A 23,438-nucleotide genomic window follows, 5' to 3' on the forward strand; every position below is an offset into this window, starting at 1 on the left:
GTTGTGGGCGGATGCCAACAGACGAGGGCACTGCCAGTCCGCGTTCGCGGTGCGAAATCCGTTCGTCGTCGAGCAGCGAGTCGCGCCGCGCTACCGGATTGATGTTGTCCCGTCGCGCCGCAGCGCGCGACGCGCTGCAACCGGCCCATAAGCAGGACATGCTTCGGGTTTGTGGGTCGCGCGTTCCGTCGAGGTCCGCGCTGCCCTCTTACAGTCAATATCGGCGCTTTCGCGAAAATATTCAGTAGCAGGCTCCGTGTAGCCCGATCGGAGCGCATTCAGCGCCCGCTCGCCAAGTCCGTCATATTGACCAGCGCCTTGCGTCTTCGAAGTCTACCGTCAAACGGGTTCTCGCCCGTCACCAAAGGCAGGCCTGCGCTTGAGTGGCAGGACCCACGACACGCGATCGGGGACGGCGAGTCGTCGATTGCGCGTGGCCCGATCCAGGCAATACGCGACGGGCGGAGGATTGCCGGGCAATATTCGGGGCTCGCTATCAACTGTGGCGGCAACGTCAGAAGCTTCACCAGTGCGACGTGGTGTCGGCACCCCGACCGCAACAGCCTTGGGACACTTACCCGAACGAGTAGTTCGCGAAGTGGAACTCAAGGCGGACGCCAGAAACGTTATCGAGTGACAAGCCCACGTTGACTTTCGGATCGATCTGGATTTGCCACCACGTGAAAGGTCCGAAAAGAGCGAATGTTCCCCCGCCGGGCGCGTCGGGCTGTCGAAACACGATATCACCATCCTCCCGCACTACTTTCGTCTGCAGGTTATAGCTGAACAACAGCGACACCGGGTCGTGGCTGAAGCCATATACATCCCCCGATGTCGACACGATGGATTCTTTCCCCGTGTGGGTTAGCTCGATATGCACCTCAGCGGCGGGGTTTTCAGACCCCGCTCCGTCCACCCAGCAGCGAGCCTTGAGCAGTCGCACGTCAGCGAACCTGGCGAAAGGATTCAGTTCGGATGACGTGGTCTTGTCCGCGACTGGAATTCTAACAAGGACCCGGTTTTGCTGGGCCAGCTGTTTGGTCTGTGCCCCGCTCAGATGCACCATGAGCCCCGGCTGGCCCGGATCGGACGGATACCGCTGCGGGAGGTGGCCTAGCCTGTTGATAGCTTCCACCGTACGGTCGGATATAGCGATCTGCGCAGAACGCAACGCCGCCGTTCGCAACTCGGTGGTACCCCGCAGCAGATGCATGACGCCGTCAAAGTCATCCAGAGCATAGAAGCGGTAGGCCTGATTGAGCGCAATGAGGCTCTTCATGATTTGCTGTCGAGACTGGTGAAAGAGCGACGATACAAATACGGACATTGTCCCCAGGCTCGGATCGCGCGTGTCGACAAGCTGCTGATTGATCTCGACCATCTTCGCCTGAATGCCGCCGGCCAACGCGGTGCGTTGGGTCATCGTCAGCACAGCCGCGTTGTAGTCAAGAATCAGACCATTACGCCGCAGGACCTCGTCCACATATGCGCGTAGCGCATCCTTTACCGCATTGACCTCGGTCGGGATTTTCTCGTAAACCTGATCAAGGCTCTGTTCGAGCGCCGACTGGTTAGCGAGAAGAAGCGCCGCTCCGGCGTCATCTGGCGTCAACGTGCCATCTGCGGCTGTGCTGTATCCTTCAAGCAACGATTTGATGGAGCCTTCGATGGAATCAACCTGCCTGACCAGATACTTTTTGCTAATCGCCGTGCCGTCGGAGCCCGTGACCTTGGTGTCAAACTTATAGCCTAGCTGAGCGATCTGTGTCGCCCACATCCATCCCGACTCGGGCGCGAAGGCTACAGTGCCCACAGCGGTCAACAACTGCTCCATGTCAAAGTCGAAGACACGGTGCAACTCGTCCTTGAACCGCTCAACCGCATCGTCCACCTTTCCGCGCAGTTCAGTAATCGGCTGTTCGAACAACAGGATGCTGTTCAAAATGGAACCCGCGGCTTTGCGCAGATCCCCTGCGTCTGCTAGCGCATCCTGCATCGTCTGCGTAGCCGAACTCAAGGCGGCGCGCAGATACACTGTGTCGGCCGCATTCTTTGACAGGCTCTCGAAATATCCGTCGTATGCGGCCTCGAGTTCGCTAAACCAGTCCACCTGCTCGTTGAAGGACCTTATGTACGACGACGCTGAGGCCAGAGGAGCGTAGTCTCCGCCACGACCGAGGTAGTTGAGGCCACTTGATAACTGTTGCCGAAGCGCAGACGCCCTGCAGTAGATTTCCCTGAACGATGAGACGACAGAGGCCGACTGTAACGTCTGGGTTGTCGCGGCAGCACCGTAAGCCCTGACCACCTCATCAGCCGCACCCGCCTCGGCTATCGGCCTGGTTCGATCGACGAGACGATCGAGCAGACCGGCCACAGTCATCACGCCATCCCTGTCCGAGGGGTCAAGGGCAAAGTAAAGCGTCTCTGCCTTCTGGAGCAGCATTGCGCACTGTTCAGGGTGGGCGATCAGCAGTTCATCAGCAACTGACCTTGGCAGGGCACCATATCCCGATACTGTCAGGCAGGATGTGACGCCATCATTTGCTTCAGCACCGTTGTCCCCAGCCACCAACCCGAGCCCGTGTACGCCATAACCACCAGCAGCCGCGCTCAGGCATCGTTTCGTGCCGATTTCCCAGCGCAGGAGCAGTCCTTCAATCGCGGTCGCTGTCCGGCCACACAAACGTCCAGCCGATTCGAATCCGCTATCCGCCCACGCGGCAAGCAGACCGTCTATCGTCGCCGCCTCGTCGATGAGCGAACTGCCTGTATCTGTGACCAGCGAGCTTGCAAGATCCGGATCTGATCTGATGGACCTGGCCAACGTGGCAAGCGCTGCACGACAGGCCTTGCCATCGGCATTCTGGGCCGCTGCATTCACGGTACGGATCGCGCTAAGCCACGCAGCGGCCCTGTGGAGCGCAACGACTGAGACAGTACCGCCGGCACCCGCATCTCCGCCCTTGCCGCCCTTCGAGTCCGGAGCATCGCCCTCGTTGTTCTGGCCAGCTCCGCCCTTGCCGCCGTCCGCCCGGATGGTGAGATTCAACAGACCGCCATCGGTTGAGCCAACGAAAAGCGCCACCTTGCCACCAGGCTCGCCAGGTCCACCCGGATCAGCCTCAACGCCCTGCTTCTTGGTGTCGGCGCCCCCCGGCGCCCCATCGCCGCCCCGGGCGTCGATAGCCGCATCTGGACCAACGGAAAGGGCGTGTGTGCTAAGAAAGAGTTCACGCACTTTCATGACGCCGTCAATTGCGACGCTTTCTGCGTAAATCCGCACGCTCCGATATGACGACAGGTCGAGTGGCACGTCGCTACCGGATCCGATCCTCAACTGGTCTTCAACACTCAGAATGAGGAGGTCGTCTCCGCGTCGCAGTGCTCGATAGGTTTCGTCGCGATAAGGGGAGGAATTCATGTCTTCACCTTCCGGCCGCGACTTTCACGTTGCCAAGGATCAGAAAATCCTTGGGCGTCCGGATCCCGGCAGACATGTCGATGTCAACGACGTGCTTGCCAGGCGCGAGCAGGTTCGTCGTCGCAAAGAAATTCAGATTAGGCAGATTGAGGCTGATATCCGGGATGCTAAGCGGCAGCGTGCCATATTCAGTGGGGACGCTCTCCGAACAGTGATTCAGCGTCTCCAGGAAGTCACAGCTGTGCGCATGCGTCTGCCTATGGAAGTCGCTGCTGTTAATCTTTATCCTGGCGATAGCGAGGTCCTCGTTGGACAGACTTCCCAGGGGCAAGGCGCCCGAGTCCACGCTGAACGTAACGTCCACCTTGCCGTAGGAGCCGCCGTTAGCATTAAGGTGATTCTCGTACCACGAGGAGGTTGCCTTTCCGCTCCATTGCAGCCGGACTGTCGTATCAACAATGGTCAACGTGACAGGAAAGTCTTTCAGGCTCATGGACATGCCATCAATTGAGCAGTTCCCGAACAGATAATTTTCGTTTTTTCCGTTTTCGACTACCGTCGCGTCGGAACGCAGCTTCGCCTGAATCCCGCTGGTAACGGAAATCCAGTCGACCGTGGCGAACTTCGATGCGAGTTGCGGGCCGAGGAAGGCGCCAGTCAACAGGTCGTAGGAGAGAATGATGGAAGCACTCGCGCCCGAAGGCACAGGCGAGGCTGCCCTGCCACCAGGCTGGAAAACAGGGTTGACATCGCCTGGCGGGTGGCCGGAGCCCGCCACCTGTATGAAAAGACTCAAGACGCCATCGCTTGCTTCCCCGGATGTCGCAAGGACGAAGGATCTGGGTGTGAGGACCTTTGAACCCTCTTTCGCCGTTGAGTTGTTGATCGACGCGAGCGCGTACTGCAGCTGATCGACATCATTCTGGAAATACGACACCAGCAGCGGCATCAAGATGACGTCTAGCCTGCCCTTGTCTGACGGTTCAGGCACCATCGAGAAAGTAATCCCCTTCGCCGTCTTGAAGTGCAGGATGACGTGCTGGAATTCGTCAGCACCCTCGCTAAACGTAACGACCTTACCAAGCTCGGTGACCGCACCCGTCGTCCCCGACGCGGCAGCCATCGGTACCATTGCGCGGACCGTATGCCCTTCAGGAATCTTCACTGGTGCTTGCGGCTCGCCACCCTGCGGCTGGATCTGGAAGGTGCTTCCGGCCATGATCGGCATGTCGAACTGACAGTAGCCGTCCCGGCCCGCGACAAAGGAGATTACGGGCGACGCAAACTTCAGTCGGTAGGTAATAGTGAGTGTGGTGTCGGTCAGTAAATCGGGAGTCGTGGTGGTCAGCGTCACTTCGCGCGCAAGCTTGCTTGCATCGTATTGCGCCTTCAGGAAAGCGTTGATCTGGGACGCTGCGTATGAGCACACCACATCCCATCCCGCCGTACACTTGTTACCTTTCATCTGTTCGCAAAGGGCCTGCACTGCTTTCTGGTCAGCCATGACGTAGATGTCCTTGAAAGTTGTCAATCGCCGCGACCACGCGGCGCCGTAAGAACTTCGTGCTATTCGCGCGGCCCGATCGCATCGCGGGCGATCCGGTCCCTCGTCCGCTCTGCGGCTTCCGCTTCTTTCTCCGCTTTCTCCCGCTCGTGCGCGAGGTCCTCCTGCCTTTGTGGGCTGTTTTCATCGCGTTCGCGCTCGTGGCCCGCGAGTTTTTCGCGAAGACGCTGAAGGTCTTCGGCGAGGTCCCGCTTTCGCTGCATCGCCTCCGCAGTCGCATCCCCCTTCTCAATTTGCCTCTCGACTCGCTCGAGATCGGCTTCTCGAGCGGACGCCTCTTCACGCGTCGCATTGGCAGCTTCCGTCGCCGCAGCGTACGTCGATACCATCGATTCAGCCCGCTGCCGGAGGACTTCGCCGCGCATACCGGCGACCGCGGTACGAACTGCACTCGCCAGATACCCTTCACCCGTCAATCCGCCAGCGGCGAGATGCATGGTCATGGGGGTGGCGTACGCTTCCAGCAGGCCGGCGTGAACGATACCTTCCCCGTGAGCGTCCGCGAGCTTGCGGTACTCTGGAATGTCAGATAGCCCCGAACGCACGAATTCGTCGATCGTTCGCGCAATGGCGGACCGCAGTCCAGACTGGGTCAACCGCTGCATCGTGACTTCCGCCGGCGCGGCAGCATCCACCTCATTCGCCAAAATCTGCTGCCGGACTTCGTCATGCACTGCGGCTGCCACCTGACGCCGTGCAAAGTCCCACGGCAGATCGCCGCCGGCTTTCGCCAGTTCGTCACTGATTCCTGTTCTGAGCGTATCAACGAGTGTCTGCAAGGGCGCGTAACTCTCCGGGTCATCCACGAACCTGTCGACACCTCGCTGTACCTCGGTGTCGATATCGTCGACCGTTTCGATTTTCGGAGGATCTTGCAGATCGATCCCGACGACCTTGTCGGGGAAGAAAAGATGCAACGTTACCATCGCCTTGCTGAGCGCATCGTAGGTCGACAAGACACCGCGGTCCCAGTTTGACCATTCATTGCGAGTAGCCATTTCCTCGTTCAAACGCTTCAGCACCCTGCCGTCGAGACCGAGACCGCCAGCGCCGAGAAGGCCGAAATCCTTGATCAACTGCGGCATCATCTCCGCCAGAGCCAGTCCGCGGCTAAACGCGCCTGACATCAGATGGGTCATCGCGGCTTCGTTAAGCGCGTCGGGCAAGTTGCACCCGAACGATAGCCCGTGCTCTCCGACACCCAACGTGCCGCAGACGATATGGCCCGGTAGCGTCTTATGTTCGAGCATGAACCAAAGAAGCCCGCCGCCAAACGTGTGAAATACCGTGGTCATCGGGTACACCGCCTGCACCAGACGGCCATCCGGTAACTCCTCGACGAAGTGGTGCCCCGGCGCGATATCGACGATAGAATTCGAGCCGATCGCATGCGCGCCTTCAAGGGGACTTCCCGCGGCATACTGCATGGCATTGCGCTGGCGCAGTTCTTCCATGCTGTCAGCCAGAACATCAAGCACAGAGCCGTCGATAGCTCGCCCCGGAGCAGCCAGTTTTGCAGCCAGTTCGTCACTGACACTGGCGAAGATGTTTGGAAATCCTCCAGCCAATACAGCGCGCATCGTATTGAGATCTCCGATCAGCTTGGAAGGGTCGGCGTCGCGCAGACGAACCGGCGTCAGTACCAATTTGGCATGGCCACGCGCTGGGGTATCGGTAGTCTCGAAAGCGTGCATTTCCTTCCCTTCCGCGGAATTGAACGCTGCACCCAGTTGCTCACCAACTCCTCCTACAACTGTATCCAGCCCTTGAGCGAGCTGATTTCGATTCCGCTGAATCATCTCGGCTAGGGCTCTTGGCAGGTAGGGGTACGTCAACCCTTCAGGAAACCGGCTCCTCGGAAACTCGGACTGTGGCAGTAAGGTCGGCAACACCAGGCCGTCCATGGTGCCGTCTGCTATCTGTTTGGTAATGGTGCTTCGCAGTGGCAGTGAAATCACACGACGAACAAACGGCGAAACGTTACTGCTTCGAACGAAAATGCGCGGGACTTTCATTAATCCTCCGCTAACGGGTGTTGGCGTTTGAGTGGTAGACGTTCGAGCGCGCAGAGAAGGCGGACGCGTGTTATTCGTTCTGCATGAATTCGTCGCCCGACGCTGCGATAGCACCCCTGGGAAGTCAGCGGTACGAGATTGCATAACGACGCTCAAACCTGGATCTTTAGGCGAAGCGCAGACAATTTCCTTACTTTTTTCGGTTGCGCTCTCAACCGAATTCCTGTCGGGCATGCGACGATCCGATAGTCGTTCTGATACCCTCATGGTTGGCTCACGTTTGCCGACAACACGGACAGGAAAACAACGGTTCAATATATGAAAGCAAAAACAGCCGCGGACAGCTTGCCGACGATTCGCCAGCTCAATCTGATTGTCCTAGCCCTCTGCGCACTCTGTGCGACGGTCGGCGGGCTAGTCGGTTTCGCGGTCGCAAGGGGCTTGATGGGCGCGCATCTGATGCCCGCCCGGGCGACGCCGGGGTTAGTCTTGGCAGGCGCGGTGATTGGTCTGGTTTTCGGAATCTGTTGGTCTATCGAACTAGCGAAGACGCTCGATCGCAAACGTGTACGGGCGCTCGCGCGTGGCGCTTGAAACCTGATCGGAAAACAACGTGTAACTCGATCTGCATCAACGGGTGGCGATATGGTGGGTAGTGACTGTCCCGTTTGCGTTTGCGCCCGCATTGGCTTCGTCACACCTACCACAAGAAGGTCGTTTGATCGCAGAGGGCGTGGTAGTGACGACGGTTTGCATCGCCGCATGCCCGCTGATGCTCCAGTGGGGTCCGTTCAAGCGTTTGTTCTGCTGGACGGACGCTTTTTCAGGTAGTCAACGTGAGGCGCTCGCAGGACGCGACTTGGGTCAGTACTATCGAGCGGCACAGGATACCGGATACGTTGTTCCCATCGTGCGCCCCCGGTTGGTAGCCAATTCGAGTAAAGGATTGGTCAGGCCGGTGTCTCACAGGGACGTGTGTCAGGTATGCAGCGCAGACGTTGCGCGCCGCGTTTTGTGACGCCTGATCGCCTCGTTCACGGCGGAGCGTTCGCGACGCAACCAGTGATACGCGATATCGCTATCAATGCCCGGGAAGCGCCTTACACGTCGCTCGAGTTCGATGTACGCCTCCACGTCGACGGGATCGTACGCCTTGAGGAGCAAGCCGACTTTCTCGGTATGCGTTTGCGGGGCCGTGCTGAATCGGCCGACCAGAAACATGACCAGCAATCCCCCCGCCAGACCGACCCAGAACGTACCGGGCGGTAGCTGCATCCCAACTTTCGGCGCAATGACCATCGCCGCGCAAGTCCCGACACAGATCGCCCAGCCCGACAGCATTGACCGGGCGGCGCGCGGCCCGAGCATGTGCAGCCTGCGAGCGCGCAGAGAGCGGTCAATGTCGCCGAGTTGCTGGCGCAGAGACCGCAGATGCCGAATTTCCGAAGTCGATTTCGATTCGCTTTTCATCCAGTAACCTCACGTTGAACGGGCTTGTCTGGGTCAGTTCGTGGTGCATCAAGGCGCAATGCCCGTGCCCCAGAAGCAGGTATCGGGGCCGTCTCCGCCCTGCTCTGCCTGGCGTCAACGAAAAGGCCGTGCGCGCTCAATCACGTAGAGCAGAAGCCCGACCAGCAATTACATGCCCGCGATCAGGATCAGAGCGGACGTTACCCAGTCGATACCCGTGTCGGTTGACATTTCCTAACCTCTTCGTAAATCCTCAAATTGGGTCACGACACGCTCTTCACGGTCACGCGATACTGCGCGCCACTCTCATCGATCGCGATCGCAGTCTGCTTCCCGAGCGGCACCGGCGTGTCGACATGCTTTTGCCATTCGCCGTGATAGATGTCGACAACAACCCGTGCCGTGTTGTCCGGATTGAATCCCACGACCTTCGTCACGAGCGTCAGCGGCAACTTGCCATCAGCGGCGCCGATTTGCTGCACACTGCGCACACCGACCGGGCGGTAGGCTTCGAGTGTTCGTTCCGGGTATTGCGTCGTTGGCTTGTCGTACATGGCGACTGCCACGCTTGCCGACCCAAGTGTTTTGGCGTCCTGCCATGTGCCGTTGGCGCACAACACGTCCTGATGGGACGCAGTGGCCCCAAACGTCCCATTGTTCTCATCCGGACACGATGAGCCCATGACCTGCTGCGCGTGCGCCGCTGTGCACAGAGCGCACACCGCGACGACCATCATTGATTGAAAGACCTTGTACATTCTCATCCCCTTGTTTCTGTAGATATCCACTGCGCCGCTTGCGCCTGACGCCCGCCACTCGACGCTCACGCGCCGGCCTTTTCCATCCGACGCAGAAGCGTCATCGCCGAAATGATGCTCCAGCCCAGGACAAGCATCGAGATCCCCATGATGGCGAGACCGATCGACTTGAACTTCCGTGCGTGCGCCTCAGCATCCTGAGCCTGTTGCATGAGTTTCCGCATGTCGTCGAACGCTGCCTTCACCTTGGCTGCCGACTCGTACTGATGCGCTGCGAGCAACGCTGCGCGCTCCGGTTCGGCGACAACGTTCAGATCTTTCGAGATGGTGGCATCTCTGGTTGCGAACGTGACAGCAACGAGCGTAAGCGAATGCGCCACGTTCTCCGCCTTGATCCCGCCAAGCGAGAACGCAAAGGACGACCCCAGAAACATGAAAGAGATCAGCATGGTCCAGCTCAAGGCGAGCGGCGAGATTTTCGTGTGTGTTTTCATTTGTCGGTTCTGTCGGTGTGTGACTTCGTGTTTCTGACTGGCGCACGGAAGTTAGCGGCGCAAAACGATCGAGAAGGATCGAAATCGCGAGTACCCGACCGAACAGCGTCGCGAGGTAGCAGAAAATTTTGGCTGATACCCTTGACGACATCGTCGCCCTTACCGCGCCGAGTGCGGTCGCGAGCATGCCGGCGATCGGGCCGCCGACAACAGCCTAGTGAACAACGGTGCCGAGCGTCCCCGTCACTGGTTCAGTTGCCGTCAATACCATGATCGGCAACGGCGCCACGATGAGCAGGACGCCCGCGATGATCGAGTATGCCCACGGGTTTCTGGCTAGCCAGCTATCTTCCGACGTTGCAATTTCCAAAATTTCCTCCTTGATGTCCCGGAGTGACCGGTGTGTGAAGCGTCGGCCCCGTTCGCCCAACGCGATATCTCTCAATGCCGCAATGTCTGCCCGTCTTCGGCCAGCACGCTATTGAGGCCCACGAAACGGAAACGCCTGCTGGCGCACGAAACCATCGGGCATGTAATCGCCCACCACGCCGTAAGTTTCCGGAAAGCGGCGATTTGCCTTGACGGCGGTGCCGAACAGATAGTCGATGAACGCGAAATGTGCCGCGTAGTTCTTGTCGATCGCTTCATCTTCGGACGAGTGATGCCAGTGATGGAAGTCCGGCGTGACGAACACGTAACGCAGCGGCCCCCACGGCAGGCTCACGTTCGCGTGATTGAACACCGCCTGGAAGCCGACGACGATGATGTAAGCGTCGATAACCGCCTTGTCGAACCCGAGCACGAATAGCGGTCCGAGCACGGCGACGCGCGTGGCAATCAGCTCAAAAATATGCTGGCGCGACCCGGCCAGCCAGTCCATCGACTTGACGCTGTGATGCACCGCATGGAAGCGCCACAGGAACGGCACTTCATGGTAGGCACGATGCGTTGCATATTCGGCGAGATCGGCGACCAGCATGCAGAGCAGCAGCTGCGGCACGAATGGAATCTGCTGCACGGCATGTTGAAAACCTGCGTTGGCCATCCAGCCAAACGCGCGATGGATCATGAAGTTCACGATCAGCAGTGCCAGCCCGATGACGAAGTGATTGAACGCAAAGTGCACCATGTCCGTCTGCCACTCTGCGCGGAACACGGGCTGCTTGCGGTGCAGAGGGAAGAGCTTTTCGAGCAGCACGAAGATGGTCGTTGAGCCGAGCAGATCGAGAATGAACCAGTCCGCACCGATGTACGGCGTGTGATCCGGAAAATTGCCCACAGGCACGCGTGAGCCGCCAAGGGCGACCGCGACAATTACGAACACGAACGAGACGGCGTTGATGTGACGGCGGTTATCAACCACGATGCTGCCCAGCGCGAGGCCGCCCGAGACGATCAGCGCACAGAACAGGATCTGCCGCATCAGGTCGACGGAATAGACGTGCCGCAGTTCAGGCGTGGTCAGATACTGCGGGAAATGGAATGCCAGTACGCCGAACAGCGACAGGAAGCTGATAACGAGCGCCAGAATCGTCGCGATCAGTCCGTTGCCGAGGACCAGATGGCCATGACTGGTCAGCAGCTTCTGGGTCGACGTCGCCGCCTTCACAGCGGTATCGCGTGGCGATTCGAGATGCAGGTCGGGTTGGTTTTGATTGCGGTTCATGATGTCCTTGACGTGGTGCGGTCGATCGTAGTCTGGCGCGCCCCCAGTAACTCATCAGAAAGCTACGTTGAACTGCCGTACGGAGGCGCTATGCCGTCAGTTCAGACCGTGTTCTTTCAGCGCGAACTTCAGCGCCGCGCTCGAATAGTCATCGCCATGGTCGATGGTCAGCTTCCCCTCGGCCTCGAGCTTGCGGCCCAGTTCTACGAGACGTTGCGACTGGGGCATAAGCTTGTGCAGCGCGGCCATTTTGTCCGGTCAGTCTCGAATGGCGCCGGGCGGGCTATTCCGTCCTTCTCGCTCTGAAGCGTCTGGCACAAAGCCAGTAACTCGATGCCGCGCTCAATCTCAGCTGTGAGGTTCATCAGTTCTTTCCTCCGGTATGGCGGCGCTGGCGCGCTCGCGCTTCGCGCGCCAATTCGCCGACTTATCTGATCGTGAGCAGGTAGTCGGCCCCGTTCGCACCGTGGATCGTCGCGGTGTGGTCGCCGACCTTGATGTCGAATGCGACAACCTGATGCTCCGGTTGCCAGCCCGGCGCGTGCTCATCGAGCGTCCCCGACAGGGATCTGGAACCATCGGGATGCAACGTGACTTTGTCGATCACGAGTTGCCACGAACCAGCAAAATCTGCGGCCTTCTCTTCCGCTTCGCTAAACGGAGTGCCGTCGAGATGGGCGTGCGCGACCGGGTACTCGTAGTAGTGACCAACGCTCGCGCTGCGGTCATTTCGAACGACCATACTTCCCGCGCTCTCCTGCTGTTCACCGTGCAGTACGCTGACGTTGATGGACGTCCAGTCGTCTGCTGCACGCGCGTTCCCTGCTGCAGCGCATGCTGACATCGCCAGAGCGAGCAATATTTTTTTCATGATCATCTTCTCGGGTAACCGGTTAAATCGACAGTCTGGTCGCAGGCGGCGCGACGGATACGCACGGTAGAGGGTGAACCCACGCCGCCATTGATAGCTCGTGCGTCACACAGGAATCACAGTAAACGGCTTGCCTGCGGCGAGCGCGGTCCGGATCGCCAATACGATGACCGGGTCGGGCGTATCGGCGCCAAACGTCAGCACGCCATTACCCGAGTCGAAACAGGCGTCCACAACGGATTTCAGATCTATCTCAACTTCATCCGCGGGACGTGATAGAAGCCTGGAAGTCGCGCCGGGTCGAGCCTTGATTGCTGCGGCCAGTTCCGCCAGCAACGGTCTGCCTTCGCATGCACTCACAAACCCATTTAGCAGCGGGTACCCTGACTCAAGTCCGCGCACGACTGACACTGCTTCTGCACTTTGCTCGTCGGTCAACGTCACGCCAGCGTATTCGCTGGCAAATATCACCATCCAGGCATCCATGTAGCCTTTCGCGTGCTCGCGTGTCGCGTGCTCACCGCTTATCGTCACAACCTTGGCGTTGCGCAGCAACTGCGCAGTGTCCTCGACCATGCTCGCTGATGGGGGTACAGCCTGATCATCATGTTTGTCTGTCATCAAATTTTCCTGTCATCCGACGGCTATTGCCCGCTGGCAGCATGTCGCCCTCTCCTACGCACCGCACGGATATGGTTGACGCCCGAAATGTCGCTACGGCCGGTCGGCGGCGACGTTGTCAGCAGGCGGGTTGTTGCGCGACGCTCATTCGTGGTTTCCATCAGGGGTTCGCCTCAGGTATTTGGGCGCCTGCCTGCTGTATCGGTCGTATGCTGGCATTGTTCAGTCACTGTCGCGTGCGGCACCGTCACCCGTTCACGTACGCTGGCGGCGCGTCAACGCCGAACTCTTTGCGATACGTATCGCGCAGGTTCGCCCTGTAGAGAAAAACCTTGGCATCCCGCGAAGTAAGCTTGTCAAACTCAAAGTAGCGCAGGCGATTTGGGCCGTGATTGGCCACTGAGACGTCGCACGAATCACACAGTGCAAACTTCACCTGGTAGTACCGCCCGCTTTGCGCCCTGGCGAGGACCGCCCATCGCGGATAACTGTAGTTCTGGTCATCCCGGACCCAGCCGAGAATGGTGGCGCTCTCTCCCGTCCAACGGACCTCGGGGGTCAACCCGCTAAAGGTCTCGCGAACCGTTGTAGCCCGGAAGATGGCAGGAAGAAACGTGTCGATATTGGCGAGCACCCTGGCGTTCTCGGTCTCTTGTGCGGCTTCGGCGCGAGACGACTCCACTATTTTGTGGATTCCAAACCCGACGCACAGAATGGCTACGGTCCCGAGGACCAGCGCGGGGATGAGGGAGTCCAGCCGTTCCCAGAACTTGTGTCGACCCACATCATTCCGGCTCGCTATTTCAGTCATCTTTTCCAACACCCCGTTTGAAAGTTCTGCGGCACACCAACGCGGTCGATTTCCAGCCAATCCACGAACGCTGCGCCTGATTGCGTTATCGGTCGCAATCTGGCCTTGTTCAGACCACGCTGCGTATGTCGCGTGGACACCGTGCGGAGCACTCAAAAACCGAACGTCGACGTGCTCCACCCCAACATCCCAAGGAAAGGCAGAAGAATTGCCAGCGGCCACAATGCCCCGAGGAGTTCCAGTGCCGAGCCCGCACCATCGGCAAACGTCTGCCACAGGTCTTTAAGGATGAACGCTCTTGCGCGTCGGCGGGCATCGCTGTCTACATCCAGATGGTTTTCCAGTTTTTCCTTTCTCACGCGCACTCCTCTGAGTAAGACCTACCCTGCCATTTCTCGTGACATCTTATGTGCCTTATCGGTATGCCTCGCGCAATGTTCAGGTCTTGCCTCTGATACACACGAGGCATATCCTGGTCCCCGGGCATCTGCCGGCGGAGCACGTCAATCAGTGCATCAGCGCGCGATGCTCGAGCATCGGAATCACAAAGAGCCGGAAAGCGACGAACGACAGAAATAGCGTCACGCCCATGTTGAAGGCGGCGGCCAGCACATCTGGCCGGAGCTTCACCGCGGCATCCTGCGCCACCCGCTTCAGATCCGGACCGAGGTACTCGACTACCTTGCGCTGGTAGATGCCGCGTGTCTGCAGTTCCGCATCGATCGCTTCGAACACCTCGGCCGCCAGCGTTTGTGTGACGCTGCGCGTGGCGCACAGACGAAGGATGATCCGGCGAGACTGGAACACCGAGTACAGCGTATAGCCGAGCACACCGGCGTAAGCCAGATAGAACGGCCAGGCGCTTCGGAGCAGGTACACAGGGAGCATGGCGAGCATCAGCAGACCGTTCTGCCATAGGATGTTCGTGATGACCGTGCGGTGAGCATCGGCGAGGACCGTTCGAGCCTTGGCGCACGCCTCCTCGCGGATGTTCTGCGCAACCGCTTCGGAAATGAAATCTTTCGCGGCCGTCACCGCGCCGAAGGTGGGGAACATCGCCGTCATGGTCGATTTCGCGGCGGCGAGGAGCCTGGCGCTCAGGGAAGCCGGTTCATGGGTGTCAGTCGACATAAACGAAAAACCTGTTGAGTGAAGGCAGGCAGACGACGGGTCACCGTCGCCTGAAGATGTTCAATCTGAACGCCGGCGAGCGCGTGAACGGGGATGCTTCTCCATGGGCGCTATGATTTTGGTGCCCACCAGGGTCAGAAACGCGCCTGCGACGAGGAGAACGCAGGCGACCGTCAAGTGTTGATCGACCCTCAGCGTAGTGCCTGCGAAGGTGACAAGACTGGGGGAAGCCGGCTGTCCGATCATTACCAGACCACCCACATTCATCAGGATGCCGGCGACGACAACAGGCAAGCTGCTGAGTTTCATTTTTGTCCTCGTACAGAATTGAGAATTGCGACGCCAGAAGAGCGCCGCGTAACTGACTTATCGGTTGCCGACGGGAAACGTTCAGTGCCCACCGCTTCGGGCAACGTCAGATCCGCGCCAGACCGTGGATGTATCGTGCCAGCGCGCCAATCAATCCACGCGGCGCTGGCGCCCTGTCGGCGGAGACATTGGGTTCGCGGCGCACCAGCGTGCCTGCGGCGAGACGCTGCCCATAAACGTAGCCCGCGAGTTCCTTTTCGAGTGCGCACAGCGTGTCGCGGTGCTCCGGCGCGAACCGGCCGCGATCGAGGGCGCGCGACACGCCCGCCCAGATGGATTCGAAGAGCTGGAGATCGGCGAACACCACCGCCCGCTTGCCGTCGGCCGCGCGAAGCGTCGTTTCGGCCTTCCGTGCGAGTTCTGCCACGCGATGGGTGTCGTCTGCTCCAATCGCCTCCAGCCGGCGGGCCATGAACTCGAGCTCGTCGGCTTCATCGCGCGGCCGCCGTGCAGCAGCGCTCAGCCGATCGCGCGCTTCATCCATCTCTCTGGCGAGCTTCGTGAGGTCATATTCCGAGGGAAGCAAATGGCCTCGCTCGCGCAGGCTCGCTCCCATCTCCGGGTTGCCGTAAATCATCGTGGACAACCACTGCATATCACCGACGTAGAGCATCAGGCGTTCGCCCGCCGAGTATGCGAGGCTGCTCGCGCCGCCCTCGATATCGAGCACGTACCTCGCACGTTGGGCGGTTGCGCGCGCGGTCGCACTGAAGGGCTCCTCCGTCGCGAGAGCGAGTGAGACGTCCATCAGCGCGCGCGCAGTGCGAAAGGCAAACGAGGTAGTCTGTTCATGCATGTGTTTTTCTGCCTACGATGGTTGGCCGGTAGCGCGCCGCGGGCGCAGCGCGTCAACCAGCACGAATACGCATATTCCGGCGTAGATGACGAGGACACACCCTTTATCGGTTGCGAGATGGTGATGTTCAGGGGCGACAGACAAACAGTCCGCAGGTGGCGCGGGCAGTTAACCTGCGCGCCCGCCTGCACGCCACGTGCTTAACCTCTTGGCGCCAGCGCGCCGGCGTCGCGCGGGAATACCGCCGCGCGGATTGCTTCGATGCCCGGCATACCGTCTTGCCTGAACCGGACAATGCGCACGCCGGTTGCCGCGTGCGGGGCATCCCGCTCGTTGCCCTTCCTGTCTTCATCTGTGCCAACAAGCTCCACGATGACGAGCAGGTCTTCCTCGTTCGTGTAGATGCCGTATTGCATCCGGTCCGTGGCATCGGGACTTTTCGCGAGCGGCACACCCGTCGCAATCATCCTGATCACGCCGGTCAGCTGGCGGTGCGGAAAAACCCGTTCGCGCGGCAAGGCTTCTACCAGACGAGCATGAAACGCCTTCTCCGTCTTCGTCATCGCCTGCGGTGAACCGGCAAGCTCGCGCTTAACGTCATCCGCGGATGGCCGGAACACGCGATAGATCGCATAGCAAAGCGGGATAGCGGGAAGCAGCGCGAACGCCTCACCCGAGAGTTTTACGTAGTCGAGCATGATGATTCCGGTGACCTTCCGTCGATGACCCGTCGAATTCGTGACGGCCGCAATATCGAGCCTCTACTGTGGCGGATCAAATCTCTCGCGCGCGCCCAAAAGGGCACGACTTTCAGGCCGGATTCGGCTTTCATTCGCGGCTCGCTCCTCCCCTCTGCGCTGCAACTTCGTGCTCGCACGTGCGCGCCTGGTTGGCCGGTAGGCGCCAGTGCTTTCTGCGCCGGCTGCGCGGACGCGCTGAGCCACCAGTCAGGCGGCGCGCCGCCGGGGCGTCCGGGAGCGCCCACACGGCATCATTTGGTAACTATACCGATCATTTAACCAATTTGATCAGAATACTTACCGTGTTACCATACTTACCATCTAGCTCAATTGGTTACTATGATGACCACCTCCGCCTCCCTCGGCGCCGACATCCGGCAGGCACGCGAAGCGCTCAAGCTGAGCGCCGGCGAACTCGCAAGGAAGGCGTCCGTGAGCCGCCTGACGCTGCGGGAACTGGAAACCGGGACGGGCAATCCCCGGCTCAGCACGCTGCTGGCGGTCTGTCATGTGCTCGAACTGGATCTGGCTGTCCTGCCGCGCGGGCTCGCGCCAATGGTCAACAGCGATCAGAACCTGCGCAGCGGCTCGCTTAAGCGCTTGCTGGGCGGCAAGCGCGGCACGCACGAAGAATGAGAACTGAGAACCGGGAGAACGAACAACATGAACGCACCCGTCAGAGCGGTGTATCTGACCGACGACCGCGATCTGCCTGAGGACGAGCAGCGCACGCTGGTCATTTTTCAGGGCGGCAACTGCGACTGGTACGTGCAGGTTGCGCCCAAACACGGCCGCACCTTCGAAGGCGTGCGTATCTCGACGTCCGGCGGCGCGCAGACGCAGTGCCCGGGACTCGGGCCCGCCATCGCGGAGGCGTTCCGCGCGATGCTCGCTGCGCAAAACGGTGAGCGACACGAACAGCCCGCGTCGCGCGCGGAAATGGAGAGCGAACTGAGCGCATGGCGCCGGCACTTCCCGAAACTGCGCTTCGATGGATTCATGGACATCGAGGCAACTGACGAGACGGAAGAGGCATAGCGCAATGGATACCCGCCACACATCGATCGATCAGCCGATGGTCGACGTACCGTACCTGAAGCCGTGCCCCTTCTGCGGACATGCGCTCGCGGTGAAGGCTCGAAAGAGCAATCCGTACGCGCGCTGTGCGACGGAAGGATGCAAAGGCAAGCAGCTTCCCCTCCTGAATCTGGACATGCCCGAGGACGTCGCGGCCTGGAATCGTCGCGCCGATGAAGCTTGTCCCGTGGTCAACGGCGCCGAACCGGAGAAGGCCAGCGACAGGATGAGCGCCGATCTGCTGATCAGCCAGCTTGCCGAGCTTCACCATCACTACGAGCATCTGCAGATGCTCGACGGTCAGAACGGCGACGGCCCGCTCGACAAGGAAGCCCTCCCTGTGCCCGCCATCGTGCTTGAGCGCGCGGCCGACATCCGGTCCGGCAGGATCAGCAAGGAACTGGACGCCGTGCGTCTGCTGCTGCGTCTCCTGTGGCAGGGCTACGACGCCGGCGGCACCAGTTGCGGCCGCAGTTTCGATGCGCGCATCGTCGAGGCGGCAATCATGCTGCTTGGCCAGCCCGTGGCCCAGTTCGATGTGTCTCGCGGCGGCATGGAGCTTGTCCAGCATTGCGAGGACCGCGCGTACGAGATCACGCGCGTTGCCCAGATCGGCGAGCAGTGGGACGCCGCGGTGCGCCGGTTCCGCGACGCTCAGGAACGCCGGCATGAGATCGGTCAGCAGCACCGCCCCGTCGAACCCGCAATGCACGCGCAACAGGAGTGAATCATGGCCCAGTCACTGGAGAGTTTTCTCGCAGAGCTTCGCACGGATGTCGACCGTTTCGAGAAGGCATACCGCGCGAAAGTCGCCGAGATTCCAGAGCACTATCCGCTCACGATGGTCGACGGCAACGAGGGGCTCTGGTTCGAGTTCTTCACGACCTTTGTCACCACGGGTGAGGCGTAGAGAACGACGATGAGCGAGCGTTTCAACAAATCGAACATGACCGCGGCCCTCCAGCGTCGCGCCGATTCGCTGCAGGAAAAGCACGGATTCAGGCCGGACGACGGTACGGCACAGCTGGCGGGGCCGCTCGCTACACAGGACGCCGCTGTAGCGTACGGCGACTACCGCCTCTGCCTGAACCTCATCCAGTGGATCGAAGACGGGTCCTTCTTCCGCCATTAACCAACGAGAACAATTCATGAGTCTTGTCCGTTCCCTGCGCATTGTCATGGACACGGTGAACGTCGGATCGCTCTTCGAGCTCGACGACGGCCGCAGCTATTTCCGCTTCGACGAAGCCTACGCAATGATGCCCGAGGGAGAGCGCCCCGTGCTGTCCCAGGCCTTCGAGGGGGATTCCGAAGCCGAGACGCGATCGCAGCTGCTCGACCCGGCACTCGAAGAAACCCGCGGCGACGGCAAGCGCGGCCTGCCGCCCTTTTTCGAAAACCTGTTGCCCGAGGGTCGATTGCGACGCCAGCTCGTCGAGGAGGCAGGCATCGAGGAGCGCGACAGCCTGGGGCTGCTCGCATACTGTGGCTCCGATCTGCCGGGGAACGTGCAGGCGCAACAGGAGAAGCTCACAGAAACTGAACTTGGCCGTCTGCTCACGCAGGGCAATGACAGCTTCGAGATGAGTTCCGCGCAGATGCCCGCGCCCGAGTCGACATCGCTCTCGGGCGTTCAGCCCAAGATCGCGCTCGTGCGCGTGCCGGGTGGGCGGTACGTGATGCGCTCGAAGAACAGCGGCGGCCATTTCATCGGCAAGCTGCCAGCGTCCGATTTTCCGCAGATGCCCGAGGTCGAGCACGCCTCTCTCGATCTCGCCCGCGCGGCGGGCGTGACCACGTGCGATCACGAACTGCTGCCGCTTACCGCGATAGCCGGCCAGTTGCATGAAGCCATGCGGGAAGATTCAACCCGGTTTCTGCTGGTGCATCGCTTCGACCGGGACGCCAACACGCCGAACCACCGGTTGCATGCCGAGGATATGGCACAGGTCACCTCGACCCTGCCGCAGAACAAGTACTCCCTCTCCTATGCAGATCTCGGGCTTGTGCTGCTCAAGCGCTCAGTGCGCGGTGAAGATGACGTGCATGAACTGCTGCGCAGACTGACGGTGAACGAACTCATCGGCAACCCCGACGCGCACCTGAAGAACTTCGGCTTTCTGTACGGCACGCCGCGCGCCGCTGAACTGTCGCCGGCCTATGACATCGTGGCCTACAGCGCGTGGAACCGCTCGACCGGGCACGGCCTGAAGCTGGTCGACGGCGCCAAAGCGCGCGAGATCTCGCCTGCCGTCGTGCGGCAGTGGGCGAATCACTGGGGCATGCCGGAAGCCGCATTGTCGAAGACGATCACCACGACGGTGGATGCGGCCATGCGTTCATGGGAGGGTGTGCTCGCCGCGGCGACACTGACCGAGCAGCATCGCACGCGTATCTGGGAACACGTGCGATCGACTAAACTTGCCGCGCGCTGGCTCAAGCGCAACAGTTAGACGCGGCGCGCCGCCTCGCGCGGACGCTGCGGAGATCTGACACCGCCGCGATGAGCCGCGCAGGTACGAAGCTTGAGGCCTCGACTGATTCACACGATCGATCGACGTGATGACGCTTCTGAACACTGCGCCACGCACCAACCATTCATAGGCTGTGCCGTCACGCGGAGCAGCCCGAGTAATCACATGGAAATTCAGGATGAGCGAAAAAACATACGTTTATAGGCGCGTCGAAGGCGCATGGGTCTCCGGCTTTCCAAGCCGTCGGTTGGCCTATGATGCGGCTGTCGCTAGCGGACTGACGCAATTCGAGACAGCGAGCGTCACGGCCGAGACGCCCGCCTACTTCGTCCGCTTCCTGGCGCAGATCGCGATCAGGAAAATGATCGACGGCATGCGCGAAGGCGAAGAAAGCGGCCATGTGATCGATAGCGCGGACGCCCAGAAGGCCATAGAGCAGATCGCCGCGGCGAAGTTATTCGACGGGATCTTGCCCGGCAATGCGAACGAAACAGCGGATGAGTGGAACAAGGTCGTTGACCTGATGAACCGCCTGCAGGACGCCGCCGCCGGGTGGTTCGTGGCGAACGGCCTGGCAAACGTCACGGCTGGATTCGTCGACCATGGCAGTACGGAATTTCATATCAAGGGCACGCCCCTGAATGTTCCGCTTCTCTGACAGGACGGTGAGCGAGTCATGACCGGAATTCTGACGATCGACGACGTTGAAACGGGCGTGTACGGCGTGACGCTGTTTGCGATGCGTTCGAAGGCAGACGGGCAGAGTCTGGATTTCCTCGACGGGATCACTCCCGTGTTTCTGAACGAAACAGAGATCACCCCGTTCTTGCGCCTCGCGCGCAGGGACCCACTGCGCCAGACTCTCGAATCCGACCTCCGGGCGCGCGCTACCGATCTTCAGGGAAAGTTTCTTGTTACCTCGCGGGTGCCGCTCGCGCATCTGCGTGCGGCACTTTCTGATGAACAGGCCGCGGACATGGGCGAGGACATCAAGCCGATGTTGAGCCACGTACTATGGCAGACCGTCGGCTGGCAGAGCGCCGGCGCCGAATTCATAGAAGTCTGTTTCAACTGGGGGGCCGTATCATGACGGAAGGAGGGATGGCTGTCTTTCCGGACCGACGCCGTCGCGGCACGGCCTCGTACCCGACGACCTGATGCGACAAACCTCGAAAACCAGTCAACGGGTTAGCACCTGATTCTTGATGTGCGCGGTCACGGCCTAAGCCCCCATTCGGACACGCGACCGCGTCGGAATGCGGCATACTTTCATCCTTCCAACAATTGCGGGGTGGGTATGTTTCGCACGCTCGTCGCGGTCCTGACACTGTCGCTCGCCGGTTGCGCGACCCATCTGGTTCCAATGTCCGAGACGAAGGCAGTTCCAAAAAGCAGAATCACTGCCATCGAGTCGACACAGCCTTTACGGGGCGCCCAGAAAATCACTGTGGTCCGCAATGCAGGCTCTCTGTTCGCAGCGGGCGTCACGGTTGAACTGTCCGTCGACGGCCGTCCGACCGCATCCATCGCCACTAGCGAATCGCTCGAGCTGTACCTCGACCCAGGTGAACATCTGCTGCGCGCCAAGGTCGGAGGCCTCGGCCAGGTATTCGCGGCGACGACCGTTACCGTGCCGAGCAGGTTTCCGATCTATCGGATCGACATGACGGATGGAGACATCAAGCTTCAGCCGTCTACCGAATGAGGAAACCCAAGCGGCTGTCGATTTGCGTCGGCCCAGCCGGTGCTGCAACCCGGCTAGCCGGTCTCTTCACGCGCTCGCGCATAAAGACGAGTTTGACTTTCGCAGCCGGCGAGCGCGCCCGAAGCACGCCGGAACACGCTCGCCGGCCCTTCCTACCGTCGTTGTCCACCGACGTTGCGTTCGAGCTTCTGGTGGTCCGCCAGCGGGAAGCGCTCCATGAACGGGGTGCAGGACGCCGGCGGCGACGCTCGCAATTCCCCATCGCGCATCAGTACCGCCACGCTTTGCTACCGCTCCCGGTTCGCCGAACCCGGTGATGGCGTCGACCACCTTATTTTCGCAGGCGCCGACGGAACTCTATTCATCCGTGGGGTGCCACCGCCCGGTCCCGGCTTCGCGAACATCCCCATTGCGCGAGGCCCAGAAGCCCGTTTGCGGCTCATAGTAGCGGCCATGTTCGTCAAACGAATCAAGCCATCTGTCATTCGCGACGCGGGCAATGAAATGAAACCTGTTCATCGCGCTCTCGTGATCCGGATCGGCTCAGCAGACATAGCCGCACGCGCCGCCGTCCGCGTTGTCCGCGTCATGCGCTGATTCAGCCCCGTCCGAAAGTGCCTCAGCATGGGACTCGGCATACGGGTCATCAACGGCGAGCGCATCGTCTCCCTCAAATGACTTTCCCGTCATATGCCGGTAGATGCGATGCGCCGTCTCCCTGCCGGTATCAACAAAGGTCGCTGGTGCATCAGCGGAGCCTTGTATCGTGACATCGACGACCGACGTCCAGCACGGCATGCCGTAGTCATCGTCCGTCTCACATTCGCCTGTCACCTCAATGACCCAGCCGTTCCACGTGAGAGTATTGCTGCGACCGATCCCGTCGCGGATGGCGCGCGGGGTCAGCTCCTCGAGCGCCACCCGTCTGCCGCGCTCGTACGCCTCTGCGTACGCATGCTGATGCTCGATCAGAGTGAAGATCGGGCTATGCCGCGCGTCGTCGCCGGCTTCGCGACAGCGCCTCGCGAGCATCTCAACGTCTTCACGAATGCCGTCACTGAGGACGATCAGAGGATGTGTACGCGTGCACCACCCTTCGCTCAGATAGGAAGGCCCGGCGTCGAGTTTCCCAGAAATCCGATAAAGGGCCGAGCGCGCGGCGAGATCCAGGAGGATCGAGCGCACCGAAAGTCCCGTTGATGATTGCGCGATCGAGCTTGAGCCGGTGAATGTCTGGACCATGATGTCTGCGTTAAAGAACCCTGCACTTCCCGTCGCCCAGAAGCCGCGCCGGGGCCTGCGCCAGATTCCCATACCACGGGACGCCGACCGCCGCTAAAAGCCGGATCAGAAGCCCGTCATTTGCCTGCTGCCCAAGGCATCGCTAATTTCCGTCGGCTGGCCGTCGATATACCGCGACGACGTGAGCGAATGGTGTCGATCGGTCGTCGA

The 23,438-nt window shown here is 60.4% G+C and carries 29 protein-coding genes; 11 read left to right on the forward strand and 18 right to left on the reverse strand.

From position 1 onward, the window contains the following. Positions 1–574: 574 nt before the first annotated feature. The 3 genes from SB822_RS02245 to SB822_RS02255 form a co-directional block, all read right to left on the reverse strand. Complete coding sequence (locus tag SB822_RS02245) at positions 575–3,424, reverse strand: hypothetical protein (protein WP_410853991.1); 2,850 nt, start codon at positions 3,422–3,424, stop codon at positions 575–577. A 4-nt stretch (positions 3,425–3,428) separates the two neighbouring features. Beyond that, positions 3,429–4,928: a hypothetical protein gene (locus SB822_RS02250; protein ID WP_410853992.1), complete on the reverse strand. Its 1,500-nt coding sequence runs from the start codon at positions 4,926–4,928 to the stop codon at positions 3,429–3,431. A 62-nt stretch (positions 4,929–4,990) separates the two neighbouring features. Further along, on the reverse strand, positions 4,991–7,003 hold the full coding sequence (locus SB822_RS02255) for a hypothetical protein (protein WP_410853993.1): 2,013 nt from the start codon (positions 7,001–7,003) through the stop codon (positions 4,991–4,993). Between the two features lie 318 nt (positions 7,004–7,321). Between SB822_RS02255 and SB822_RS02260 the strand changes: the two genes are divergently transcribed. Further along, positions 7,322–7,597, forward strand: a complete 276-nt coding sequence (locus tag SB822_RS02260) for a hypothetical protein (RefSeq protein WP_410853994.1) — start codon at positions 7,322–7,324, stop codon at positions 7,595–7,597. Between the two features lie 384 nt (positions 7,598–7,981). On the opposite strand, the gene SB822_RS02265 is transcribed toward SB822_RS02260, so the two are convergent. The 14 genes from SB822_RS02265 to SB822_RS02330 form a co-directional block, all read right to left on the reverse strand. Next, positions 7,982–8,473 carry a hypothetical protein gene (locus tag SB822_RS02265; protein ID WP_410853995.1) on the reverse strand — a complete coding sequence of 164 codons (492 nt, stop codon included), beginning with the start codon at positions 8,471–8,473 and terminating at the stop codon, positions 7,982–7,984. A 263-nt stretch (positions 8,474–8,736) separates the two neighbouring features. After that, on the reverse strand, positions 8,737–9,231 hold the full coding sequence (locus tag SB822_RS02270; protein ID WP_410853996.1) for a hypothetical protein: 495 nt from the start codon (positions 9,229–9,231) through the stop codon (positions 8,737–8,739). Between the two features lie 65 nt (positions 9,232–9,296). After that, on the reverse strand, positions 9,297–9,725 hold the full coding sequence (locus tag SB822_RS02275; protein ID WP_410853997.1) for a hypothetical protein: 429 nt from the start codon (positions 9,723–9,725) through the stop codon (positions 9,297–9,299). Between the two features lie 214 nt (positions 9,726–9,939). Further along, the gene (locus SB822_RS02280; RefSeq protein ID WP_410853998.1) at positions 9,940–10,095 is read right to left on the reverse strand and encodes a hypothetical protein; all 156 of its coding nucleotides are present in this window, start codon (positions 10,093–10,095) and stop codon (positions 9,940–9,942) included. A 108-nt stretch (positions 10,096–10,203) separates the two neighbouring features. After that, positions 10,204–11,391, reverse strand: a complete 1,188-nt coding sequence (locus SB822_RS02285) for a sterol desaturase family protein (RefSeq protein ID WP_410853999.1) — start codon at positions 11,389–11,391, stop codon at positions 10,204–10,206. Positions 11,392–11,487: 96 nt separating this feature from the next. Further along, positions 11,488–11,640, reverse strand: coding sequence for a hypothetical protein (locus SB822_RS02290; protein WP_410854000.1), 153 nt, complete (start codon positions 11,638–11,640; stop codon positions 11,488–11,490). A gap of 178 nt (positions 11,641–11,818) precedes the next feature. Next, entirely contained in the window at positions 11,819–12,262 is a 444-nt protein-coding gene (locus tag SB822_RS02295) for a hypothetical protein (protein WP_410854001.1), read from the reverse strand. Between the two features lie 105 nt (positions 12,263–12,367). Then, positions 12,368–12,883 (reverse strand): hypothetical protein, encoded by a 516-nt coding sequence (locus SB822_RS02300; RefSeq protein ID WP_410854002.1) that lies wholly within the window; start codon positions 12,881–12,883, stop codon positions 12,368–12,370. Positions 12,884–13,130: 247 nt separating this feature from the next. Next, a complete protein-coding gene (locus SB822_RS02305; protein ID WP_410854003.1) occupies positions 13,131–13,703 on the reverse strand; it encodes a hypothetical protein in 573 nt (190 codons plus the stop codon). Positions 13,704–13,846: 143 nt separating this feature from the next. Further along, positions 13,847–14,053: a hypothetical protein gene (locus tag SB822_RS02310; protein ID WP_410854004.1), complete on the reverse strand. Its 207-nt coding sequence runs from the start codon at positions 14,051–14,053 to the stop codon at positions 13,847–13,849. Between the two features lie 148 nt (positions 14,054–14,201). After that, the gene (locus SB822_RS02315; RefSeq protein ID WP_410854005.1) at positions 14,202–14,825 is read right to left on the reverse strand and encodes a hypothetical protein; all 624 of its coding nucleotides are present in this window, start codon (positions 14,823–14,825) and stop codon (positions 14,202–14,204) included. A gap of 60 nt (positions 14,826–14,885) precedes the next feature. Then, positions 14,886–15,134, reverse strand: a complete 249-nt coding sequence (locus SB822_RS02320; protein ID WP_410854006.1) for a hypothetical protein — start codon at positions 15,132–15,134, stop codon at positions 14,886–14,888. Between the two features lie 106 nt (positions 15,135–15,240). Next, a complete protein-coding gene (locus SB822_RS02325; RefSeq protein WP_410854007.1) occupies positions 15,241–15,864 on the reverse strand; it encodes a hypothetical protein in 624 nt (207 codons plus the stop codon). Positions 15,865–16,190: 326 nt separating this feature from the next. Next, complete coding sequence (locus SB822_RS02330) at positions 16,191–16,688, reverse strand: hypothetical protein (protein WP_410854008.1); 498 nt, start codon at positions 16,686–16,688, stop codon at positions 16,191–16,193. A 381-nt stretch (positions 16,689–17,069) separates the two neighbouring features. Here SB822_RS02330 and SB822_RS02335 point away from each other — a divergent pair, with 381 nt between their 5' ends. The 10 genes from SB822_RS02335 (at position 17,070) to SB822_RS02380 (ending at position 22,583) form a co-directional block, all read left to right on the forward strand. Then, positions 17,070–17,366 carry a helix-turn-helix transcriptional regulator gene (locus SB822_RS02335; protein WP_410854009.1) on the forward strand — a complete coding sequence of 99 codons (297 nt, stop codon included), beginning with the start codon at positions 17,070–17,072 and terminating at the stop codon, positions 17,364–17,366. Between the two features lie 27 nt (positions 17,367–17,393). Then, the gene (locus SB822_RS02340; RefSeq protein ID WP_410854010.1) at positions 17,394–17,768 is read left to right on the forward strand and encodes a hypothetical protein; all 375 of its coding nucleotides are present in this window, start codon (positions 17,394–17,396) and stop codon (positions 17,766–17,768) included. 4 nt (positions 17,769–17,772) lie between these two features. Beyond that, positions 17,773–18,534, forward strand: coding sequence for a hypothetical protein (locus SB822_RS02345; RefSeq protein ID WP_410854011.1), 762 nt, complete (start codon positions 17,773–17,775; stop codon positions 18,532–18,534). Positions 18,535–18,537: 3 nt separating this feature from the next. Further along, the gene (locus SB822_RS02350; protein WP_410854012.1) at positions 18,538–18,717 is read left to right on the forward strand and encodes a hypothetical protein; all 180 of its coding nucleotides are present in this window, start codon (positions 18,538–18,540) and stop codon (positions 18,715–18,717) included. A 9-nt stretch (positions 18,718–18,726) separates the two neighbouring features. After that, on the forward strand, positions 18,727–18,939 hold the full coding sequence (locus SB822_RS02355) for a hypothetical protein (protein WP_410854013.1): 213 nt from the start codon (positions 18,727–18,729) through the stop codon (positions 18,937–18,939). Between the two features lie 16 nt (positions 18,940–18,955). After that, on the forward strand, positions 18,956–20,260 hold the full coding sequence (locus SB822_RS02360) for a type II toxin-antitoxin system HipA family toxin (RefSeq protein WP_410854014.1): 1,305 nt from the start codon (positions 18,956–18,958) through the stop codon (positions 20,258–20,260). A gap of 382 nt (positions 20,261–20,642) precedes the next feature. Beyond that, entirely contained in the window at positions 20,643–20,939 is a 297-nt protein-coding gene (locus SB822_RS02365; protein ID WP_410854015.1) for a hypothetical protein, read from the forward strand. Positions 20,940–20,957: 18 nt separating this feature from the next. Then, positions 20,958–21,371, forward strand: a complete 414-nt coding sequence (locus tag SB822_RS02370; RefSeq protein WP_410854016.1) for a hypothetical protein — start codon at positions 20,958–20,960, stop codon at positions 21,369–21,371. A gap of 207 nt (positions 21,372–21,578) precedes the next feature. Beyond that, complete coding sequence (locus SB822_RS02375) at positions 21,579–21,986, forward strand: hypothetical protein (RefSeq protein ID WP_410854017.1); 408 nt, start codon at positions 21,579–21,581, stop codon at positions 21,984–21,986. Between the two features lie 216 nt (positions 21,987–22,202). Further along, entirely contained in the window at positions 22,203–22,583 is a 381-nt protein-coding gene (locus tag SB822_RS02380; protein WP_410854018.1) for a hypothetical protein, read from the forward strand. Here SB822_RS02380 and SB822_RS02385 read toward each other — a convergent pair. Beyond that, positions 22,530–23,228: a hypothetical protein gene (locus SB822_RS02385; protein ID WP_410854019.1), complete on the reverse strand. Its 699-nt coding sequence runs from the start codon at positions 23,226–23,228 to the stop codon at positions 22,530–22,532. The genes SB822_RS02380 and SB822_RS02385 overlap by 54 nt on opposite strands. Positions 23,229–23,438: the final 210 nt, after the last annotated feature.

Origin of the sequence: Paraburkholderia sp. SIMBA_054, assembly GCF_046534875.1 — a bacterium.
Lineage (GTDB): Bacteria > Pseudomonadota > Gammaproteobacteria > Burkholderiales > Burkholderiaceae > Paraburkholderia > Paraburkholderia hospita.

Excerpts from the sequence above, each read along its gene's own strand:
- SB822_RS02350 (WP_410854012.1), top strand. The coding sequence starts at position 18,538 with ATGGCCCAGTCACTGGAGAGTTTTCTCGCAGAGCTTCGCACGGATGTC.
- SB822_RS02360 (WP_410854014.1), top strand. The coding sequence starts at position 18,956 with ATGAGTCTTGTCCGTTCCCTGCGCATTGTCATGGACACGGTGAACGTC.
- SB822_RS02250 (WP_410853992.1), bottom strand. The coding sequence starts at position 4,928 with ATGGCTGACCAGAAAGCAGTGCAGGCCCTTTGCGAACAGATGAAAGGT.
- SB822_RS02275 (WP_410853997.1), bottom strand. The coding sequence starts at position 9,725 with ATGAAAACACACACGAAAATCTCGCCGCTCGCCTTGAGCTGGACCATG.
- SB822_RS02355 (WP_410854013.1), top strand. The coding sequence starts at position 18,727 with ATGAGCGAGCGTTTCAACAAATCGAACATGACCGCGGCCCTCCAGCGT.
- SB822_RS02345 (WP_410854011.1), top strand. The coding sequence starts at position 17,773 with ATGGATACCCGCCACACATCGATCGATCAGCCGATGGTCGACGTACCG.
- SB822_RS02340 (WP_410854010.1), top strand. The coding sequence starts at position 17,394 with ATGAACGCACCCGTCAGAGCGGTGTATCTGACCGACGACCGCGATCTG.
- SB822_RS02365 (WP_410854015.1), top strand. The coding sequence starts at position 20,643 with ATGATCGACGGCATGCGCGAAGGCGAAGAAAGCGGCCATGTGATCGAT.
- SB822_RS02330 (WP_410854008.1), bottom strand. The coding sequence starts at position 16,688 with ATGCTCGACTACGTAAAACTCTCGGGTGAGGCGTTCGCGCTGCTTCCC.
- SB822_RS02335 (WP_410854009.1), top strand. The coding sequence starts at position 17,070 with ATGATGACCACCTCCGCCTCCCTCGGCGCCGACATCCGGCAGGCACGC.
- SB822_RS02290 (WP_410854000.1), bottom strand. The coding sequence starts at position 11,640 with ATGGCCGCGCTGCACAAGCTTATGCCCCAGTCGCAACGTCTCGTAGAA.
- SB822_RS02285 (WP_410853999.1), bottom strand. The coding sequence starts at position 11,391 with ATGAACCGCAATCAAAACCAACCCGACCTGCATCTCGAATCGCCACGC.
- SB822_RS02260 (WP_410853994.1), top strand. The coding sequence starts at position 7,322 with ATGAAAGCAAAAACAGCCGCGGACAGCTTGCCGACGATTCGCCAGCTC.
- SB822_RS02295 (WP_410854001.1), bottom strand. The coding sequence starts at position 12,262 with ATGAAAAAAATATTGCTCGCTCTGGCGATGTCAGCATGCGCTGCAGCA.
- SB822_RS02380 (WP_410854018.1), top strand. The coding sequence starts at position 22,203 with ATGAACGGGGTGCAGGACGCCGGCGGCGACGCTCGCAATTCCCCATCG.
- SB822_RS02265 (WP_410853995.1), bottom strand. The coding sequence starts at position 8,473 with ATGAAAAGCGAATCGAAATCGACTTCGGAAATTCGGCATCTGCGGTCT.
- SB822_RS02245 (WP_410853991.1), bottom strand. The coding sequence starts at position 3,424 with ATGAATTCCTCCCCTTATCGCGACGAAACCTATCGAGCACTGCGACGC.
- SB822_RS02385 (WP_410854019.1), bottom strand. The coding sequence starts at position 23,228 with ATGGTCCAGACATTCACCGGCTCAAGCTCGATCGCGCAATCATCAACG.
- SB822_RS02255 (WP_410853993.1), bottom strand. The coding sequence starts at position 7,003 with ATGAAAGTCCCGCGCATTTTCGTTCGAAGCAGTAACGTTTCGCCGTTT.
- SB822_RS02315 (WP_410854005.1), bottom strand. The coding sequence starts at position 14,825 with ATGTCGACTGACACCCATGAACCGGCTTCCCTGAGCGCCAGGCTCCTC.
- SB822_RS02370 (WP_410854016.1), top strand. The coding sequence starts at position 20,958 with ATGACCGGAATTCTGACGATCGACGACGTTGAAACGGGCGTGTACGGC.
- SB822_RS02320 (WP_410854006.1), bottom strand. The coding sequence starts at position 15,134 with ATGAAACTCAGCAGCTTGCCTGTTGTCGTCGCCGGCATCCTGATGAAT.
- SB822_RS02270 (WP_410853996.1), bottom strand. The coding sequence starts at position 9,231 with ATGTACAAGGTCTTTCAATCAATGATGGTCGTCGCGGTGTGCGCTCTG.
- SB822_RS02375 (WP_410854017.1), top strand. The coding sequence starts at position 21,579 with ATGTTTCGCACGCTCGTCGCGGTCCTGACACTGTCGCTCGCCGGTTGC.
- SB822_RS02300 (WP_410854002.1), bottom strand. The coding sequence starts at position 12,883 with ATGACAGACAAACATGATGATCAGGCTGTACCCCCATCAGCGAGCATG.